Below are 19,733 nucleotides of genomic sequence, written 5' to 3' on the forward strand. Positions count from 1 at the left end.
TTCCATCCCCAGTTGCCAGTCTGGCAGTTATGCACGATTTATGCGCAATGCTCAAGGGCGGAATGATGAAAGGAGATTACGGCGGCAACGGTTTCGCCCCGTTGCCGCGGGGGTTATCAGTTTTTCTCTGGCGGAAAAATCAGATTCAGTACAATCGCGGTGATCCCACCTGCGGCAATACCGGAAGAGAGCAGGTTTTTCAGCCAGTCCGGCGCGAATTGCAGAATTTGCGGCTGCTGGGAAACACCCAGGCCCACAGCCAGCGACAGCGCGATAATCAGGATCGCACGGCGGTTCAGCGGTTCGCGGGAAACAATGCGCACACCGGATGCGGCGATAGTGCCGAACATCACCAGCGTTGCACCGCCCAGTACCGGCTCAGGCAGTTGCTGCACAAACGCACTCACCGCCGGGAACAGGCCGAGCACCATCAGCATCACCGCGATGAAGAAGCCGATATAGCGGCTGGCAACGCCGGTCAACTGAATAACGCCGTTGTTCTGGCCGAAGCAGGAGTTCGGGAAGGTGTTAAAAACCGCGGAAACAAAGGAGTTAAGGCCATTTGCCAGCACGCCACCTTTCAGGCGTTTCATATACAGCGGGCCAGCGACGGGCTGCTCGGAGACGTCAGAAGTGGCGGTGATGTCACCGATGGTTTCCAGCGAGGTGATCATAAATACCAGCATCAGCGGCAGCAGCAGGGTCCAGTCAATGCTCAGGCCGTAGTAAAGCGGCGTTGGCACCATAAAAGACGTTGCCGGTGCGCTATATTCCGGCAGCATGCCCATAAACATCGCCAGCACATAGCCAACCGCCATGGCGATCACCAGCGATGCAATGCGCAGATACGGGTTGCGCTGGCGGTTAAGCAGAATAATCAGCCCTAAAACCACGCCTGCCAGCAGCAGGTTTTTCGGCGCGCCGAAGGTGTGGTTGCCCATCGCGGCAAAACCGCCGCCAACGGAGGTCAGCCCCACCTGGATCAGCGACAGGCCGATAATCATCACCACCACGCCGGAAACCAGTGGAGTAATAATGCGACGCGCAAACGGCAGAATGCGGGAGACGACCATTTCAGTGCAGCTGGCCAGCATCAGGGTGCCGAACAGCGCAGCCATCATCGTGGGCACGTCCGCACCGCCGGTTTTCAGCGCGGTACCACCCATAATCAGTGGCGCAACAAAGTTAAAGCTGGTGCCCTGAATCGAGAGCAACCCGGAGCCGACCGGTCCCCAGGCTTTGATCTGAATAATAGAGGCGACGCCCGAGGCGAACAGCGACATGCTGATAATGTGCTGAGTGTCCTGAGCCGGTAAACCCAGCGCCTGGCAGATGAGCAGCGCGGGCGTGATAACGCCAACAAACATCGCCAGCAGGTGCTGTAACGCGGCAAACAGGGTCTGCGGCAGCGGCGGGCGATCTTCAAGGCGGTAGATCAGTTCGCTGGGTTGAGTCTGCGCAACCGGTTGCGCACTTTCTGACTCGATGGTGTTTACGGACATCTCAAGCAATCCCCTGATGGAAAAGCGCTGATTTTATCGGACTGTTTGGTAAAAGCAAACGGTTGCTTTGCTAAAAACATACTTTTCTAAGGGGTGTTATTTTTACGGGATAAGGTTCTAAAACTCAGGCGTTGGAATAGCGTTCTGTTTCCGGCATCCAGCGGTCAATCAGCGCTTCGGCAAGCTGCGGATAACGCTCATGAATATGACGCGCCACGCGTTGCACTTCCGGGATCATCGCCTGGTCGCGCAGCAGGTCGGCGACTTTGAACTCCGCGTTGCCGGTCTGGCGGGTGCCAAGCAGTTCGCCGGGGCCGCGAATTTCCAGATCTTTTTGCGCAATCACAAAGCCATCGTTACTGTCGCGCAGCACTTGCAGACGCTTTTGCGCGGTTTTGGAAAGCGGGGATTTGTAGAGCAGTACACAGTGCGACGCAACCGCGCCGCGCCCAACGCGACCACGTAGCTGGTGGAGTTGCGCAAGTCCCAGCCGCTCCGGGTTTTCGATAATCATCAGGCTGGAATTCGGTACATCGACGCCCACTTCAATTACCGTGGTGGCGACCAGCAGATGCAGCTCGCCCTGTTTGAATGCCTGCATTACCGCCTGTTTTTCTGCCGGTTTCATGCGGCCATGCACCAAGCCGACATTTAGCTCCGGCAACGCCCGTTTTAACTCTTCCCAGGTCGCTTCCGCCGCTTGCGCTTCCAGCAGGTCGGACTCTTCAATCAGGGTACAAACCCAGTAGGCCTGGCGGCCTTCACCGGTGCAGGCGCTGCGCACGCGGTCGATAATCTCGTTGCGGCGCGTATCCGGAATGGCGACGGTAGTGACCGGTGTACGGCCCGGCGGCAGTTCGTCGATCACCGAGGTGTCGAGATCGGCGTAGGCGGTCATCGCCAGCGTGCGCGGGATCGGTGTTGCGGTCATGATCAACTGATGCGGGTGAAAACCCTGCTGCTGACCTTTTTCCCACAGCGCCAGCCGCTGGTGAACGCCAAAGCGGTGCTGTTCGTCGATAATCACCAGCGCAAGGCCGTTAAACTGCACCTGTTCCTGGAAAATCGCGTGGGTGCCCACCACCATTTGCACCTGACCGCTGGCGATCGCTTCCTGCTGCGCCTGCCGTGCTTTACCTTTTTGCTTACCCGCCAGCCAGCCCACTTCCACGCCGAGCGGGGCAAACCAGGTGCGGAAATTGTTGGCGTGCTGCTCGGCGAGCAGTTCGGTAGGCGCCATCATCGCCACTTGTTTGCCATTGGCAATCGCCCGCAGGGCTGCCAGCGCGGCAACCAGCGTTTTACCGGAACCGACATCACCCTGCACCAGGCGCATCATAGGTATATCCAGCGCCATATCGCGTTCGATCTCCGCGACCACGCGCGCTTGTGCGCCAGTGGGTTTAAACGGCAATGAAGCCAGCAGGCGGTTTTTCAGTTCATCTTTGGCGCTGAGCGGTTGCGCATGATATCGCTGCGCGCCAGCGCGCAACGCCAGCATGCTGAGGTTGTGCGCCAGCAACTCTTCAAGGATCAAACGGCGCTGCGCCGGATGCTGCCCGCTTTCCAGATCGCTTAATCGCAGCGTTGGTGGCGGGCGATGCAGCGTGTGCAGCGCCTCTGGCAGGCTCATCATGCCCTGCGCCAGTTCCGGCGGCAGCAGTTCGTTGATAGCACAGGTCGCCAGCAGTTCCAGCGCCTGGTCGGTGAGCTTGCGCAATGTCGCTTGTTTGACGCCTTCGGTGGTCGGATAAACCGGCGTCAGGGTTTCCTGCAATTCCGGTGTGCTGAGATCGCCCTGCACGCGGTATTCGGGATGGATCATCTCCGCGCCATACTTCCCGCGTTTCGCTTCCCCGTAGGCCAGCACACGGCGACCGGTGGCGAGACTGTTTTTCATCGCCGCGTTGAAGTTGAAGAAACGCATGGTGAGGATGCCGGAACCGTCGCTAATCTGGCAGGTCATCATCCGGCGGCCGCCGAAGGTGATATTGCAGTTCAGCACCTCGCCTTCCACCGTGGCGTAAACGCCCGGCAGCAAGTCGGCAATCGGGTAAAGCTGGGTGCGATCTTCGTAGCGTAGCGGGAGATGAAGCAGGAGATCCTGAACGGTATGCAGGCCGATTTTCGCCAGCTTGCTGCTCTGCGCCGCGCCGACACCCGTCAGCGAACTTAATGGCACCGCATCGAGCAGCTTACCTTTCATTGTTTATCCTGCCGCCTGCATGGTTGCCCACCACGTCGGGTCGGCTTCGATTTGGCCTTCCGTATTAACGTGAGGGTAAGGCAGGCCCTTGCGTTTCGCGACTCTCGCCAGCACCGGGTAGCCGCCTTCAAACAGCAGGCGTTGCTGAACTTCATCCGGCAACATGCTGTTTTCACGCTCATACATACCGGTGTTTTGCCGCTGGCGCTGCGCTTCGTAAAGGATCAAGGCGGATGCCACAGAAACATTCAGCGACTGCACCATGCCAGTCATCGGGATGATGATGTCCCGATCCGCCAGATCCAGCGCTTCCTGAGTGATCCCGGTTTTCTCCTGGCCCATCAGAATGCAGGTCGGGCGGGTGTAATCGATCTCGCGAAAATCAACGGCGTTATCAGACAGATGGGTGGCGAGGATTTGCATGCCGCGCGCTTTCAGCACGCTGACGGCATCGGCAATGGTGCGGTGGGTTTTCACTTCCACCCAACTGTTGCTGCCCGCAGCGGACGAGGCCATGGTGCGCATGCGGTTACCCGGCCAGACGGCGTGGACTTCATGCACGCCAACGGCGTCTGCGGTGCGGATAATGGCGGAGACGTTATGAGGTTTGTGAACCTGCTCCATGCAGACCGTCAGGTCAGGCTGACGCCTGGCGAGCATCTCGCGGATACGCGCATAACGCTGAGAATTCATAAAGTTAGTTTCGGTTGCGGGTGACTTTTATCACATCCGGCATCACGCGGATTTTACGCATGATATTCGCCAGATGAACGCGATCGCGCGCCGTCAGACGGATGAACGCGCTGTAGACGCGGCCGTCCTTCTCTTCGGTATTCAGGCTTTGAATGTTCGAAGAGGCCGTATTAATCGCTGCCGTCAGGTTCGCCAGTGCGCCCTGATGGTTAAACATATCTACCTTGATCTCGGTGATAAATTCCTGCGCGGTCTCTTTATCCCACTCGACTGCCATGAATTTCTCTGGCTCTTTCTGGTAGCCACGAATGTTGCGGCAGGACTCATGGTGAATAACCAGCCCTTTGCCGGGGCTGACGTGCGCGACAATCGGGTCGCCAGGAATGGGGCGACAGCATTTGGCAAAGGTGATCAGGACGCCGTCTGCGCCTTTAATTGGCAGATGACCGCTGCCTGAGGTGGCCTGTGTTGCTTGTACGGCTTCCCCTTGTTGCAGGTTTTTTGCTACCACGACGCTCATAGCGTTGCCGAGGCCGATTTCTGCCAGCAGATCGTCGAGCGAAGCGAGTTTCATGCGATCCAGCTCGCGCTGCACATGTTCCTGCGGGATTTCAGCCAGTTTACGGCTGCCGCCCAACGCGTGATTCAGCAGACGGCGGCCGAGGCTCACCGAGTCGTCACGCTTGAGGTTTTTCAGCATCTGGCGGATTTTGGCGCGCGCTTTCGAGCTGACGACAAAGTTCAGCCACGCGGCATTCGGGCGTGCGCCTGGTGCGGTGATGATTTCTACCGTCTGACCGCTGGAAAGCGACTGCGACAGCGGATACGGCTGGCGGTCAACGCGCGCACCAACACAGGCATGACCGATATCCGTGTGCACCGCATAGGCGAAATCCACCGGCGTCGCGCCAGCGGGCAGCTCGACAATACGGCCTTCCGGGGTGAAAACATAAATCTCATCGGGGAAGAGATCAGATTTAACGCTCTCGATAAATTCAAACGAACTACCGGCGCTCTGTTGCAGCTCCAGCAGGCTTTGCATCCAGCGCTGGGCGCGGATTTGCGCGGTGGTACTGCTTTCGCCATGCTCTTTATATGCCCAGTGCGCGGCAACCCCCATCTCTGCCATCTGATCCATATCTTCGGTACGGATCTGCACCTCAACCGGCACGCCATGCGGGCCAATCATTGAGGTGTGCAGAGATTGATAGCCGTTCGCTTTGGGAATGGCAATATAGTCTTTCACGCGACCAGGACGCGGCTTGTACAAGCTGTGCATCTGGCCCAGAACGCGATAACAGGTATCCAGATCGTGAACAATCACGCGGAAAGCGTAGATATCCATAATCGAGTGGAAACGCTGCTCTTTCAGCACCATTTTGCAGTAAATCGAATACAGGTGCTTTTCGCGACCGCTGACGCGGCAGGGAATGCCCGCTTCCTGTAAACGCCCTTCGATTTCCGAGAGGATTTTTTGAATCATCTCTTTACGGTTGCCACGCGCGGCTTTCACCACTTCTTTAATAACGCGGTAGCGGTTCGGATACAGCGCTTCAAAACCCAGCTCTTCGAGTTCGGTTTTGATGTGATGGATACCCAAACGGTGCGCCAGCGGACTATAGATTTCGAGGGTTTCACGGGCGATGCGGCGACGCTTGTCCGGGCGAAGAGAGCCCAGCGTGCGCATGTTATGAGTGCGGTCGGCAAGCTTGATAAGAATGACGCGAATGTCCTGCACCATCGCCATAATCATCTTGCGAAAGTTTTCAGCCTGCGCTTCTTTCTTATCCTGAAACTTGAGCTTATCAAGCTTCGACACCCCTTCCACCAGCTCGGCAACGCTTTTGCCAAACAGCTGCTCCATATCCTGGTAGGTGGCGGGGGTATCTTCAATCACGTCATGCAAGAGCGCAGCCATCAGCGTTTCGTAGTCGAGTTTCATCTCGGCCAGAATACAGGCCACCGCGACCGGGTGCGTGATATAAGGTTCACCACTTGAACGTGTCTGTCCCTCGTGAGCGTCACGTGCAACGAGATACGCCTGCCTGAGACGTTTGATTTGGTCTTCAGGCAGATAGTGTTGAATCAGCTGATTCAGGCTTTCAAACAGATACAAGGGTGACCTGCAGGTTAATTAACGACGACCTTCAGCAATGGCGGTTACGGCCTGCAGTTCTGCGGCTTCCTGCTCTTGCTGTTCCTGACGCTCACGGACATCGAGGATCTGGTTGTTGATCAGACCTTCTTCGATTTCGCGCAGCGCGATAACGGTGGTTTTATCGTTTTCTTCCGGGACTAACGGATCTTTACCGCCAACCTGCATCTGACGAGCGCGACGCGCGGCGACCAGCACCAGGTCAAAACGGTTACCTACTTTCTCTACAGCGTCCTGAACAGTTACGCGTGCCATAATTAAAATGCTCCACAGGTGAAGAAATGACTGGGCATGATACTGAAACCAGGCTCAGTCTGCCAATAGTTTGCTGATTAAAGCGTCATGTCGCTGCTTTTGGCGGCTCATGCGCAGACGTTCGGCGCGAATAATGGTTTTCAGATCGCCTAAAGCGGTATCGAAATCATCATTCACAATCAGGTAATCATATTCTGCGTAATGGCTCATTTCCGCAACTGCCTGCGCCATACGTTTCGCAATGACCTCTTCGCTATCCTGGCCGCGCCCGCGCAAGCGGCGATCGAGCTCCAGCTTCGACGGCGGCAGAATAAAGATGCTGCGCGCCTGCGGCATACGGGTACGAATTTGCTGCGCACCCTGCCAGTCGATATCAAGAAACACATCTACGCCAGTTGCCAGCACTTGCTCAATGGCGGCGCGAGAAGTGCCGTAATAGTTACCAAAGACTTCGGCATGCTCAAGAAACGCATCGTCGTTAATCATGGACTTAAATTCGTCATGGTTAACAAAGAAATAGTGTTCACCGTGCACTTCCCCCGGACGCGGAGCGCGCGTGGTGTGCGAAACAGAAACTTGTGTGTCGTATAACGGTTGGGTTTTTAGCAAAGCCTGGATGAGGCTTGATTTACCCGCGCCGCTAGGGGCGGAAACAATATAGAGCGTGCCTTGAGCCATGAGAGTCTTTTGTATGTGAATTGCGAAAGGAAACTTACATACGTGCCTATTATACACATCGCCGCTATGTGACGTAGCCTTTGTCACACTTTTTCCCGCTAAGTTTGACATTTTGCGGCCTGCTTTCCTGTTTTGTTTGCAAATTTTCATAGCGGTAGTGAATTGCCGGAACCCTTCTCGCAATCTCTCTCTTTCCACGTCGTCAGCACCGGGTTGGCCACGCTATAACAGCGGCGCTATCACAAGGAGAAGGGATGATGTGGAAAAGAACCGGATTCGCGGTATGTCTGTTGCTATGGAGCCTGTCCAGCCTGGCGGTGTGTCCTGTCTGGTCGCCCTCAAGAGCGCAAGATGAGGTAAGCCGCCTTCAACAGCAGCTTGCCCAGTGGAATGAGCACTACTGGAAGCAGGGAGCAAGCGAGGTCAGTGACGCGGTTTACGACCAGCTCAGCGCACGGCTGGCAGCCTGGCAACGCTGTTTTGCACTTGAACCCGTAAATTCAGCACCTGTCTTACCCGGCGGCAGTGTGAAACATCCTGTCGCACATACGGGTGTACAAAAACTGGCGGGTAAGCAAGCGCTACGGCGCTGGATGGCGGGAAAAACCGATCTTTGGGCGCAACCAAAAGTGGATGGCGTCGCGGTGACGTTAATCTATCGCAATGGTGAACTGGCGCAGGCGATCAGTCGCGGCGATGGGCTGGCGGGCGAAGACTGGACGGCAAAAATACGCGCTATCCCATCGATTCCTGAAACGGTGAGTGGCGCGCTGGCAAATAGCGTATTGCAGGGTGAACTGTTTTTACGCACAGAAAACCATATTCAGAAACAGGCCGGTGGACTTAACGCCCGCGCAAAAGTTGCCGGTGCGATGATGCGCCGCGATGAGTCCTCTATTCTCAATGATCTGGCGTTTTTCGTCTGGGCATGGCCAGACGGCCCGGCAACGCTGGCGCAAAAGTTGGTGGAACTCAGCAAAGCCGGGTTTAATCATGAAGCGCAATATAGCGTGCCAGTAAGTACGGTAGAAGATGTGGAAAAACTGCGTAGCCATTGGTTTACCTCTGAATTACCTTTCGTCACCGATGGCGTGGTGGTGCGTTCGGGAACCGAACCGGCGGAAAATACCTGGCTACCGGGGCAGGGCAATTGGGTGGTGGCATGGAAATATGAACCGCCCGAGGAAATTGCAACCGTAAAAGATATTCAGTTTGCCATTGGACGTACCGGTAAAATTTCCGTGGTGGCTCTGCTGGAACCGGTACAACTCGATGACAAGCGTGTTCAGCGGGTCAATTTGGGTTCAGTCAGACGCTGGCAAGAGCTGGATGTTGCGCCTGGCGATCAAATCGCTATCAGCCTTGCCGGACAAGGGATCCCGCGCATCGACAGCGTGGCGTGGCGTTCACTTGTTCGCGATAAACCCGTGCCACCTGCGCCTCGTTTTACTCCGTTGACCTGTTTTTATGCCTCAGCGGAATGTCAGGAGCAATTTATTGCCCGCCTGGTGTGGCTTAGCTCACAAAAAGCGCTGGGGATTGAAGGGTTTGGCGAAAGCGGCTGGCGGGGTTTAAATCAGGCGCATAACTTTGAACATCTTTTTTCATGGCTGGCGCTGACAAAAGAGCAATTACAGTCGACGCCTGGCATTTCGCCGGAACGCGGTTTACAGCTCTGGCATCGCTTTTCGCTGGTACGAGAAAAACCGCTTATTCGTTGGCTAATTGCACTGGGAGCACCGCTGCCGCAGCCTGCGCTGAAAGTCACTGCTGATACAACATGGCAGCAAATGCGCACGCGTAATGAAAAGGAGTGGCAGCGTTTTCCGGCAATTGGTGCTGAAAAAGCCCGGCAGATCGTTGCCTTTATGCATGCCTCCGAAATTGAAAAACTTTCGGCCTGGTTGAGTGAACAAGGAATAAAGGCATTTCAGTGAGTGCTGTGCTTGTAGTGGAACACGGGCAAGCCGAGCTTCCAGCGGATAGCCAGTAACCGTGTAATAAAGCCAAACAGCAAGGTTGCAATTACCACCATATCGTGGCTGGGAACCATATGACCCAGAACGATATAGAGTACGGCAGAGGCGAAGGCGATCCCGGCGTACAGCTCTTTTTGAAATACTAACGGGATACGTTTGCAGAACATATCCCGTAAAACACCGCCGAAGACGCCGGTGATCACTGCAGCAATCACGGCGATAACCGGGCCTTCACCCATATCGAGGGCAATCTGTGCGCCGATGATGGAAAACACCACCAGACCGAGGGCATCAAGTACCAGAAACAGACGGCGCAGATGCGGCATCACCGGCGCGAAGATCGTCGTTAATACTGCCGCGGCGGCAACAATAACGACATATTCCGGGTGTTTTACCCAGCCGAGCGGGTAGTGGCCCAGCAGGATATCGCGTACCGAGCCGCCGCCCAGCGCCGTTGCTGTGGCGATAATTATCACGCCAAAAGTATCCATTCTGCGCCGGCCTGCCGCCAGTGCGCCGGTCACCGCCTCGGCCGTGATGCCAATCAGATAGAGAATGTGTAACAGCATGCGCTCCCCCGTAAATCAGAAGCGGCAGGGTAGCGATTAACACTCAGGGATGCGATTGAGATTTTCTAAGGGGTGTGGTTTTGAATAAGTTTAACTAATGTGTTGTTCGGAGTTTGTATTGGATTATCTGTATGATTTTAAAATTTAAATAGAAGTGCGTAGGGCAGGTAAATGGCAGCGATGAATAAAATTCAGCATAAGTTAATTACAGGCGGCGTGATAAATGAAAAGGCCCCACCGGGCCTTTTCAACGTGCTGCGAAGAGGTTACTCTTGGATCTGTTTATTGAGTAGTACTGTTAATGCTCCATTAATACTGAATTTTGTTTATTGATTTTTTTCATTGTGTACACCCTTGTGTACATGGCTGTTTAAGGTGCTCTCCCTTTTTGTTCGTTTTTCATCCTTGCCGCACTCTTGTCGTTCTCACCCTTACAGTATGATAGTTCCGTCCCACTATAAGGAGTGAACCACCGATGATAGTTACCAAGCGCAAGAAAGAGAGGCTCGGCTACTTTTGCAAGTACTGCCCTTAACCGGGTCATACACACTGTATGGATTTCCAAGCTATCGTTTTTTTTGGTAGTTGAGGTATCTTGTTAGTAACGAGCACACTTTGTGCATTAACCCCAGCCAGATCGTTACTACACATGATTCAAACTTATAACGTTTATTGTGATGAATCTTGTCATTTAGAAAACGATGATGAGAAAGCAATGGTACTGGGCGCTGTTTGGTGCCCAGTTAGCAAGCGCCTGAGTATTGCTAATCGTTTGCGTGAAATAAAGAAAAAGCATGGTCTTGCCGCTGATTTTGAAACAAAGTGGACCAAAGTTGGCATGTCTAAGATCGCGTTTTATATGGATCTTATTGACTACTTTTTCGATGATGATGATTTGCATTTTCGCGGGCTTGTGATACCTGATAAATCAACACTTGATCACACTAGTTTTGAGCAAAGCCATGATGAGTGGTACTACAAAATGTATTTTGTCATGCTGAAAACTATTTTCGATCCGGGCAGCCAATATCGTGTCTTCATTGATATCAAAGATACATTGGGGCACGAAAAGATTCGCAAATTGCATGACGTGCTTTGCAACAATGCCTATGACTACTCAAGAAAGACAATCGCCCATATCCAACGAATAAACTCACACGAAGCTGAACAACTTCAACTGGCTGATCTGCTTATTGGCGCGCTCAGTTATTTGCACCGTAACCTAGAAGGAAGTAAAGCCAAACTCCTCCTAATTGAGAGAATTCGTGAGAGAAGTGGCTACCAACTAACGCGGAACACTTTACTCAGAGAACCCAAGTTTAACCTCATGATATGGGCTGCTAATGGAGGATGGAAATGAACCCACTTTCCTTACCATTACTTATACTATTTGAGCATTACAAAGGCGTGTGGGATGACTACTTTGAGGCTATCTATGAGGTTTTTCATCAAGACTTTGTCCTCTCAAAACCTGTTTTCAGAGGAAAGCGATTGGGTCTCAAGCGTTATCCCGAATATGACGGTAAATCAGCAACGTTCTGGCATATGATCAGTACCGGAGATCAGGAAGATGAAAGGGTCCCTGATATCCGTCGCTGCGAACGAATTGCTTGGCCTAAGCCTATTATCGATAACTGTGATGAGCCATGCTTAAAGGTTTGGGCTGAACCAAAAGGGAAAAATCAAAGAATCCATATATGGTTCGAAAACGAGAATTACTTGGTCGTTTTGGATGATCGCGGGAACTACATTTTACCGTGGACAGCTTTTTACATTCAGGAAGAACACAAGAAGAAAAAATATAATAAAAGATGGGAAAGATATAAATAACCGCTGTTTAGGCTGGCCGCGCCTTCCTGAGAAGACGGGGCCGTAACTCCTTCTACACTGACACCAGAGGATGGTAGATGAGATAGGCTAAATGTAAGTAAAGTTTCGACGATAGTCAATTAGTCTTGTATGCGTCATATGAGTTACCGACTCGTACTTTACGCAAACAACACAACATGTTGTTGTTTTTCAATAGAACCATACATGCAGGTTGCGTTAATAGGTTTTACCTATCATTTGGCTTGGCTTAATTAAAATCCTTAAAAATCGAAGGTCAAAGCCCCTCGTACTCAGCCTTAAATGTAGGCGCTAGATAGTACAGGTAACAATATAACTCTGTTGGTCAGGTCTGCTGGGTGAAGCTGGTGGCCTTCGTGCTCCAGTTTGGCGGCAGCTAATAAAGCTATCACGCGTGGCGTCATGGTGATTGTTCCTAGTTAGTGGGACTAAATCATTGTATTAGCAGTTCGGTGAACTACTACCGTACACGCCCGGTGATCTTGTCCACAACCGGACTAAACGCTCGCCAGTATGCAGCCTCGTACATTATAAGCCTGCCTAATTTCCGCTCGAACGTATCCCATCGCATACCCTTTGGCTTAGGAAAAGTGTTCGGGTGGTTAAACAGGTTACGAAACTGCTCACCGTCTCCCCAAATGGCGAACCGCTGGCGGCGTATGTTCATACGCATCCGATCTAACTTATCCCCGCTTTGGCTTTTGTAGTGGAGTTTCCAGCATTCCCGGCAGCCTATATCCTTCAAACCGATATACAGCTTCGCTACCCGTTTCACGCAATGGGGGCAAACGTACCATTGCCGAATGCCGTAGCCAGCCTGTGTTGTCGTGGTTCTGATTGTCCGTGTAACGCCGTTGATTGTCATGGCGTAGCCGTCTGCCTGTCGGAAGATATACAGGGTTCCGCACTCTGTCTGGCAGGAAAGCTGTGTACCGGGTACTGCGTCCGCCAAATTGCTGCGGATGTGCGCGAGGAATTTCAGACCAATGCGGGGTAAGGCCGTGGTATAGCTACGCGTTCTGTCTCTCACTGGCTGGCCTCCTGCGAATTACTGCGCATTAACTGCGAACGGTACGCAAATTGAATACGAAATAATATGTGTATTTAACTACGAATTGCGCACTATTTTGCGTACTTCGCACCTATAAAGTCAGCAATGGCGCGGCTTTGAGGATGGTTTTCGTATTGGTATCCGTTTCGTTTTTCAAAGATTTTTTGTGAACTGCGCAATTCGCAATTTACTGCGCAATATTTGGGTTTCGTATTTGGAGGATTTTCCACTTTGTGTACTGCGTACGGCTGTAGAAACCCAGCGATGATGCGCCTTACAGGCTGGTACGCAACTGCGAATCGGTTTCGTATCGCGCAATTAAGACTTAGTAAATCTTAGGAATCCTTATCAAAACTTATCACCTCCGTGGCGCTACCAACTGCGAATGGATAACACCAAAGCCAGCAATACTAGGCCTCTCCGCTATTTTGCGAATACGCAATTCGCCCGGCGTAACTTACTGCGAATTCGCAGTGCGCAATTTCTGTTTGCAATGCCGTAGTTAGAATTCGTCAGGTGGTACGCACGTTGAATGCGCCGTTTTGCTGCGTACCTGACTGCGTACTGCGAACCAATGGCGCGAACCAGAATATTCTGGACAACCTAAATCCTGATCAGGCGTAAAGCCCGCGACTGGCACGGGTTTAGCGCCATGAGGGTTTAAAAATCCGTCAAGAACAGTCCAAAATTTACAGCCGTTTTGGTGCGAACTTTACTGCGAATCATCACCTTCCGCCGGTGGCCTGCCATTGTCTCTTACCACCATTGAACCGGAAGGCGTTACCGTTCGTTGTGGTGTAGGTCTGGGGATCTGCCACAAGCCGCCCGTATGCTGAAATTTGTGCTGTCATTGTTACCTCACCGGATTATTAGTTTTGCTAATAACGATTTCTTAACGTGGGACACCTGCCGATTTTTTTTCATAGTAAGCAGAAATAGTGTTGTCTCAGTTGTCTTTGTTGTCTCACCGCGCTACAGGCCGCGCCACGTCTGAATTTTGCCGAGACAACATTGATGATTTTGTGTTGTCTCACGCAGGGTAAATGTTGTCTCACTGCCAGCCAGGCAAAAAATCACACTTTCACTATGTTGTCTCAAAACAGCTAAATGTTGTCTCGCTGTTGTCTCAGAAAATGAAATAAAAACCTTATAAATCAATCAAATTTACAATTTGAGACAACAAAGACAACTGAGACAACACTAAAACTACGTATGTGAAAAAATATCACTCCTCTGGCTGGGTGGTTTCCTCTGCCATGAAGTTGAGCACATAAACGCGGATTTGCCTGCCATCCTCTCGCACACGCCCCTGATAACCTCTGCCGCTGGTCGGTGGGGTGAGCATCCCGACGCGTTTAAGTACCTCGGCAAACTGTTTGGCATTGAATCCCCGCGCTATCTCCTGCTCGAAGGTCGCCGGGAAGGTGTAGAAAATTATCGGGTCGCTGTCGTGGTTCCCCTTCTTCCTGTATCCGGCTAAATCACGGATGGGTAAATCACGGGGGTCATAACCCAACGGTGCGTAGCGACTCAGGCCATGCGCATTCAAAAACGCCTCCGTTTGCTCAATAATCTGCTGGTGTTCTTTGTTCCCCGTACCGAACTCACGCAACCATGCGTTGTAGCTATGCTGTATCGCATCGCGGCACGTCTGAGCATCCCACCCGGTGACTACTTCACCCAGCAGCAAAGCAGCCTCCAGAATGGCAAAACGTGCGGCCACGCGGTGAACCTGCTCGCCATAGTCAGCAGGAATAAGACTGCGCCAGCGGGCTTCACACTCACGCACGGTATCAATGGCCTGCTGCTGGTGGTCTGCCAGCCACCTGATCCACTCCCGCCCGGCAGTGCCGTGATGGTGCTGGTAAGCATCTTTCAGCGCGTCGGCGTGCTGTTTGCCGTTCTGGTGGTCGTGGAAGCGTACCGCCTTACTCAGCGGGATATTTAGCAGGCGCACCAGTTGCCCGGCTTTGGTCTTGCGTCCGGCGGTGGCGATGAAGGTTTCCAGGTCCATTTCCCCGGTGCTGATCGCCACGGTTCGCCAGCGTTTTAAATCGCGGTTGCCACCCTCTTTTGCGCCCTGCAATTTCCCCACGCCGTTAAACAGCGCATAAGCAGACTGTGACACGCTTACCGGGTCTGCCCCCTGTCCGACTTCATCCAGCGGCATCAGTCCGTCATTGTGTGCGGCGGCTTCGTTCGCCAGACCCAGCGCCGTGCCGTACCACGTCAGGCGTAGTAAGTCCGGGTTGCCGTATAAGCTGCTCGCCACGTTCGCCGTGGTGGTTTTACCCGCGCTCGACTGTTCATAGAAGTGAATGCCGAACCCGTCAGCGCCAGCCAGCCCGATTAACGGTGCTGCCAGTGCGGCGGCAATGCCTGTCATCATCGCGTAGTTACCGTATGCCAGACGCGCAACGCTGTTACGCCAGCTCTCAGCGGTGCCCTTTAAGGTATAACCAGCGGCGGCAGAACTGCGTCCACTGAATAAAACGGGGTGCGCAGGTGCGCCAATAATCTCCCCGTCCGGCATGATGTACGCCCCGCACTGCCAGCCAGTAGCGTGAGCAACGCGCCACAATTCACGCGAGCCGCTACGCTGTAGCCAGTCGGCCAGAATCGCCCGTAAGCTGCTTTTGGTGGTGACATTAACCCCACCCGCTTTCAGGGTGCGCCAGCCTTCACGCTCCCCAATATCAGCCAGGGGGATAGCCGCTGTTGTCGGTATGCCTGCGCCAAAGGCTAGCCAGCGCAGTATCAGGTACTGATCCTTATCGTCCCTCCCGGTGCCGATAACGTCCATCGGTGAAGCCAGCCAGCTTTCATTGTTGATAATCTCGCCGCTTTCCTTGTCCACCTTAGGCGTGATCCAGTAAATGCCATCTTTGCGGCTCTCAATGCGGGGTTTTAGCGGGTCTTTCTCTGGCTGGTCAGTTTTACCGCCATCAATGGTCTGTAGTTGTGGTTTCGCGCATTCCCCCTGCGGCTGGTACATCGAATCGTTGAACGCAGCCGTAGCGACTTCCAGCCCGTTTTGCTGGTGATAGTCGTTCCAGTCGGCTTTGTAGTCTGTTGGCGGTACAGCAACCCAGCCCCTGACGGCAAGCGCAGCCTTTTCTGCGGCATCCGTGCCGGTATTGGGTTTGTCGTCCAGTTGGTCGTTATCCGCCGCAATGATGATTTCCGCCTGTGGGTGCTGCTGGCGTATCTGTATTGCGACGGGTAGCAGGTTGCCCGCGTCTATGGCACACACTGCCAGCGCGTCAGGACGCATCAGGTAAGCGGATAAGGTCGTTGCCAGTCCCTCAGCAATAATCACCTCCTGCGGCTGTTCCGGTGCGTTTACGGCGTGATATGCCCCGCGCTTTGCTGAACCTGTCAGGATTCGCTTATCTCCCTGCGGCGTGATGGTCTGTGCCGCCACTACTGCGCCGGATTCATCCACCAGCGGCAGGAGTAGCGAACCATCGGACATAAACGGGTAATTAAACCCGGTCAGCCCTTTTGATTGCAGGTAATCAGATTCGCCCTGTGTGACACTCTGGCGCATTCCGGCATACAGACGGGCAAACGTAGCCCTTCGCTGCTCTGCGTCCTCTGCTGCCTGCTGCTGGCGCTCCAGCTCACGCTGCTGGCGGTCAGCTTCCAGTTGCTCCCTTCTCTGGCTCGCTGCCGTCGGGTCGGTTTGCGCTGCCCGGTAATCAATACCCAGCACATCAGCGGCAAGCTGTGCCGCCTCTGTGGTGTCGCAGTTGTTCACCTTCTTAATCAGGTCTAAGCCGTCGCCCGCGCCGCATTGGTTACAGATAAAGCTACCGCGGCCGTTGTCGTCGAACCGGAAGCGATCCGTACCCCCACATGCAGGGCAGGGGGCATGACGGCGTGATGAATCAGGCACGTCGATAGACAGGCCAGCCAGCACATAAGGCCAGTTACCAGCAGCGGCGGCGGTCACTTCGCGGATAAGGTCGATATTACGCATGGTTGCCTCCTGCCACGGTCGCGCCCATATCATTAATCATGCTTTGCCATATCTCGCGCCCGGTATCAGTCAGGCCACCAGCATTGACGCATTTCTCCAGCATGGTGATCCCGATGCTTTCCCACTGAGGGTATGTCTCTTTGAGTGCTTCGAGCGCGTAACCATCAATAAGCTGGCGCGTGCCACTGATGCCGCCCACCAGTTCCACACGGATTTGCTGGCCTGCCGCGTCAACCATGAAGTAATTGCCACCATTGATAGCCGTGATGTGGTTGTAAAGTGCCGCCGCGTACTGGTTCGCCAGCGCATTCAGTCGGAAGTTTTTGGTAATCATGCCGCCCCCTCAGTGCGCCGCTGGCATTTCAGGCCAGCCGTTTTCATCCAGATCGGCAATGAAGTGATCGTGTAGCTCTGCCAGCGTTTCACGCCCGAATGGGGTCAGCTCTCCGCGTTCCGCATCCAGCATGGCGCGGTAGAACACAATGGCGTTCTCTGTTCCCTGCTCAACGCCGTAGCGCTCAATCATTGCGCCCTCGATGTTGTTCGCCATCGCCAGCCGTTCAGCAAACGGGTAAACCACCATGCACGCATTACCATTGGAGTAAATCGTCACCTGCGATGTTGTGCCGTCAGCCTCAGTGACGGAGGTTGTGCCGTTATCACGCTTCATTTCGGCAACGAAACAGGCCGTAATCAGCCAGCGCCACATAATGACGTTATGCTGCGCGGTGAAGTCGAACCAGCCACGCGCCCCGCCGTCAGCCACTGCAAAATGCAGGGCAAATCCTTCATCGGGCTTATTGTCATACTCACCCGCATCCAGACGTACTACGACTTTTTCGTAGTTGATAAGAGCAACATGCTCATACATCCCGGCATCGTTGCGGGTCATGATGTTTACGCCGTGGGGTGTGGCTTCTGCGCGATAATTCATGCTGCCACCTCTATGCCCTTACTGATTTTTCTCTGCTGTACACAAATAATTGCCACAACGCTCCAGCCGTTGCGCTGTGCTTCGTGGGTCATTTGCAATTTGGCATCACTGGAGCTGACGGCATTGCCGTGCCATGTGACCGGGATCGGCGCACCAGAGCCATCAAAGCAGGTGGCAATAACGCGGAAATTGCTCATGCGCTGGCCTCCGCATCAATTCTGGCTATATCGACAATCGTCAGGACTTTACTCAACCAGCAATACACGATAGCGGCCTGTTCATCGTTTAGTTGAGTGGCTAAATCGGTCATAACGTGAGCCAGCCCATTACGGGCACGGGTCATACGTTCTGCTGTTCGGTCTGCCAGCGTAAAATCATCCGGGTAAGCCTGCTCGCGGGATAACATAGCTTCGGCTTCAAGTTCGGACGGATGGCGGTATAAAGCGTTAATGTTCATGCGGCCACCTCCTGACGGATCCGGCCTGCAAAGAAACAGACGTGATCTCGTGCCAGAGTGCGGCGGGCTTCGCGCTCAGATTCAGCAATAATGTGATGGATTTTGGCGGTAATTGTCGGCATATCGCGGCGAACGGCTGCGATTAACCAGATGAATTGCGGATTTTGGGTAGGGACAGTAGCCAGCATAGCGGCAGCCTCCATTCGATTTGGGATTAACCCACCACCGAAGAGACCAATCTTGCTGGTGGTGGACTGCGCAGAGTTGGTCTTACCGGCTCGAATGGTCACCGGCGCTTCCGAAGAAGCCCCCACGCAGCCCACCATAATTTTGCGAGCGACACGGATAATACCCGTACCGCTGAAAAAGAGGTGTACTGAGCTAACGACACAAAAAAAGACGCTAGGCGCGTCGTGTGTCGCCATTCGATTTACCGGGAGACCAATCCCGGCACCAGATTTTGCTGGTGCGATATAACCATAAACCGGGTTGGCAATAGTCGGCAAGCCCTTTTTTCTGGACTCCAGAAACTCACCTTCGCGCGTGCGCGTACTGTTGCATAAATTCCCTGCATCTCGTGGTGATGTCAGAAAAATCTTCCCGCCTCGTGTAGTGATGATGGAAAAATCTTCCTCGCGTAGTGACCCCCAATAAATCTTCGTGCGCGTACTGGTCTCGAAACTCTCCTCGTCACCACGACGAGAAAATGAGGAGCTGGCATTAGCTGGCACTGTTATGCCAGCTTTACCCTCATGCGTGTGCGCGATCCCGCGCAAGGTACACATCAGGCCAGCCAGGGGAAAGGCTCTTCTCTGGACGGCGGGCATTAGTGAACCTCCGGCAATTGAGGCTGATATTTGCGCCATAGCTCCGCTTCTTCGGCGATCAGGCGGGACTTCTCACCTTTGCAGGCTTGCAGGTCTTTACCGCGCTTGCTGGCCTTCTTGTCGTAAGCTGCTTTGCGTTTGCTGTGGTCGTTCAGGAAGGCGAACGGCACACCATAGGAGCCAGTTTTACGAATAGACGGGATAACCTCGCGGAATACCCAGTTAGTGAAACGATGGGCGAACGTTCCGGCAGTGGTGGCCTTGCGGCTGCGGGCGATCAGTTTGTAGAAGCCCGATTCGCAGACGGTACGCATAACCTGCAATCCACCGGGGGTGGGTGTTAAACACTCCCCCTTTTCATCGGCATCTAATCGCCTCAATGCGACTTTGTGATCGACTATTTCCAGTGCCTCACAAACATCTTTGGCGATAAACCACGGATCGCCATCCATATTGACGATGCGAACTTTGATGCCCTCAAACCGGATAACGGAAATATCCCCTTTGACTGCTTGAGGAATTTTTTTCTGGCTAACGTAGGATTGTGGGACGGCCTCCGAATTGAATCGGCTTTTTTCGATTTTCATTTGTCAGGCT

17 protein-coding genes and 1 pseudogene are annotated in these 19,733 nt (G+C 53.6%); 3 read left to right on the forward strand and 15 right to left on the reverse strand.

What is annotated here, in order from left to right:
• Positions 1-116: 116 nt before the first annotated feature.
• The 6 genes from BN2591_RS13820 to gmk form a co-directional block, all read right to left on the reverse strand.
• Positions 117-1,502 (reverse strand): nucleobase:cation symporter-2 family protein, encoded by a 1,386-nt coding sequence (locus tag BN2591_RS13820; protein ID WP_086872378.1) that lies wholly within the window; start codon positions 1,500-1,502, stop codon positions 117-119.
• A 124-nt stretch (positions 1,503-1,626) separates the two neighbouring features.
• Positions 1,627-3,708 carry an ATP-dependent DNA helicase RecG gene (recG, locus tag BN2591_RS13825; RefSeq protein WP_086872380.1) on the reverse strand — a complete coding sequence of 694 codons (2,082 nt, stop codon included), beginning with the start codon at positions 3,706-3,708 and terminating at the stop codon, positions 1,627-1,629.
• Between the two features lie 3 nt (positions 3,709-3,711).
• Positions 3,712-4,401 (reverse strand): tRNA (guanosine(18)-2'-O)-methyltransferase TrmH, encoded by a 690-nt coding sequence (gene trmH / locus BN2591_RS13830; RefSeq protein WP_086872382.1) that lies wholly within the window; start codon positions 4,399-4,401, stop codon positions 3,712-3,714.
• 4 nt (positions 4,402-4,405) lie between these two features.
• On the reverse strand, positions 4,406-6,517 hold the full coding sequence (gene spoT, locus BN2591_RS13835) for a bifunctional GTP diphosphokinase/guanosine-3',5'-bis pyrophosphate 3'-pyrophosphohydrolase (protein WP_086872384.1): 2,112 nt from the start codon (positions 6,515-6,517) through the stop codon (positions 4,406-4,408).
• Between the two features lie 18 nt (positions 6,518-6,535).
• On the reverse strand, positions 6,536-6,811 hold the full coding sequence (rpoZ, locus tag BN2591_RS13840) for a DNA-directed RNA polymerase subunit omega (RefSeq protein ID WP_007369481.1): 276 nt from the start codon (positions 6,809-6,811) through the stop codon (positions 6,536-6,538).
• A gap of 54 nt (positions 6,812-6,865) precedes the next feature.
• On the reverse strand, positions 6,866-7,489 hold the full coding sequence (gene gmk, locus BN2591_RS13845; RefSeq protein WP_086872386.1) for a guanylate kinase: 624 nt from the start codon (positions 7,487-7,489) through the stop codon (positions 6,866-6,868).
• A 257-nt stretch (positions 7,490-7,746) separates the two neighbouring features.
• Here gmk and ligB point away from each other — a divergent pair, with 257 nt between their 5' ends.
• Complete coding sequence (gene ligB / locus BN2591_RS13850) at positions 7,747-9,426, forward strand: NAD-dependent DNA ligase LigB (RefSeq protein ID WP_086872609.1); 1,680 nt, start codon at positions 7,747-7,749, stop codon at positions 9,424-9,426.
• Here ligB and BN2591_RS13855 read toward each other — a convergent pair.
• The gene (locus BN2591_RS13855) at positions 9,420-10,037 is read right to left on the reverse strand and encodes a trimeric intracellular cation channel family protein (RefSeq protein ID WP_086872388.1); all 618 of its coding nucleotides are present in this window, start codon (positions 10,035-10,037) and stop codon (positions 9,420-9,422) included. The genes ligB and BN2591_RS13855 overlap by 7 nt on opposite strands.
• A 649-nt stretch (positions 10,038-10,686) precedes the next feature.
• On the opposite strand from BN2591_RS13855, the gene BN2591_RS13860 reads away from it, so the two are divergent.
• Positions 10,687-11,397 carry a DUF3800 domain-containing protein gene (locus BN2591_RS13860; RefSeq protein WP_086872390.1) on the forward strand — a complete coding sequence of 237 codons (711 nt, stop codon included), beginning with the start codon at positions 10,687-10,689 and terminating at the stop codon, positions 11,395-11,397.
• A complete protein-coding gene (locus tag BN2591_RS13865; RefSeq protein ID WP_086872393.1) occupies positions 11,394-11,867 on the forward strand; it encodes a hypothetical protein in 474 nt (157 codons plus the stop codon). The genes BN2591_RS13860 and BN2591_RS13865 overlap by 4 nt, the downstream gene beginning before the upstream one ends.
• A 1,848-nt stretch (positions 11,868-13,715) precedes the next feature.
• On the opposite strand, the pseudogene BN2591_RS24910 reads toward BN2591_RS13865, so the two are convergent.
• The 8 genes and pseudogenes from BN2591_RS24910 to BN2591_RS13905 form a co-directional block, all read right to left on the reverse strand.
• Positions 13,716-13,787, reverse strand: a pseudogene (locus tag BN2591_RS24910) (single-stranded DNA-binding protein); the annotation flags it as partial.
• 374 nt (positions 13,788-14,161) lie between these two features.
• A complete protein-coding gene (locus BN2591_RS13875; RefSeq protein ID WP_086872397.1) occupies positions 14,162-16,918 on the reverse strand; it encodes a TOPRIM and DUF927 domain-containing protein in 2,757 nt (918 codons plus the stop codon).
• The gene (locus BN2591_RS13880; protein WP_086872399.1) at positions 16,911-17,252 is read right to left on the reverse strand and encodes a hypothetical protein; all 342 of its coding nucleotides are present in this window, start codon (positions 17,250-17,252) and stop codon (positions 16,911-16,913) included. Before BN2591_RS13880 ends, BN2591_RS13875 begins: the two co-directional genes overlap by 8 nt.
• A gap of 9 nt (positions 17,253-17,261) precedes the next feature.
• Positions 17,262-17,852 carry a hypothetical protein gene (locus tag BN2591_RS13885; protein ID WP_086872401.1) on the reverse strand — a complete coding sequence of 197 codons (591 nt, stop codon included), beginning with the start codon at positions 17,850-17,852 and terminating at the stop codon, positions 17,262-17,264.
• Positions 17,849-18,049, reverse strand: a complete 201-nt coding sequence (locus tag BN2591_RS13890) for a hypothetical protein (protein ID WP_086872403.1) — start codon at positions 18,047-18,049, stop codon at positions 17,849-17,851. The genes BN2591_RS13885 and BN2591_RS13890 overlap by 4 nt, the downstream gene beginning before the upstream one ends.
• Positions 18,046-18,309 (reverse strand): nicotinic acetylcholine receptor subunit beta, encoded by a 264-nt coding sequence (locus tag BN2591_RS13895; protein WP_086872405.1) that lies wholly within the window; start codon positions 18,307-18,309, stop codon positions 18,046-18,048. The genes BN2591_RS13890 and BN2591_RS13895 overlap by 4 nt, the downstream gene beginning before the upstream one ends.
• Positions 18,306-19,175 carry a host cell division inhibitor Icd-like protein gene (locus BN2591_RS13900; protein ID WP_244173011.1) on the reverse strand — a complete coding sequence of 290 codons (870 nt, stop codon included), beginning with the start codon at positions 19,173-19,175 and terminating at the stop codon, positions 18,306-18,308. Before BN2591_RS13900 ends, BN2591_RS13895 begins: the two co-directional genes overlap by 4 nt.
• Positions 19,136-19,723, reverse strand: coding sequence for a BRO-N domain-containing protein (locus tag BN2591_RS13905; RefSeq protein ID WP_086872407.1), 588 nt, complete (start codon positions 19,721-19,723; stop codon positions 19,136-19,138). The genes BN2591_RS13900 and BN2591_RS13905 overlap by 40 nt, the downstream gene beginning before the upstream one ends.
• Positions 19,724-19,733 lie beyond the last annotated feature (10 nt).

Origin of the sequence: Kosakonia pseudosacchari (genome assembly GCF_900184035.1) — a bacterium.
Lineage (GTDB): Bacteria > Pseudomonadota > Gammaproteobacteria > Enterobacterales > Enterobacteriaceae > Kosakonia > Kosakonia pseudosacchari.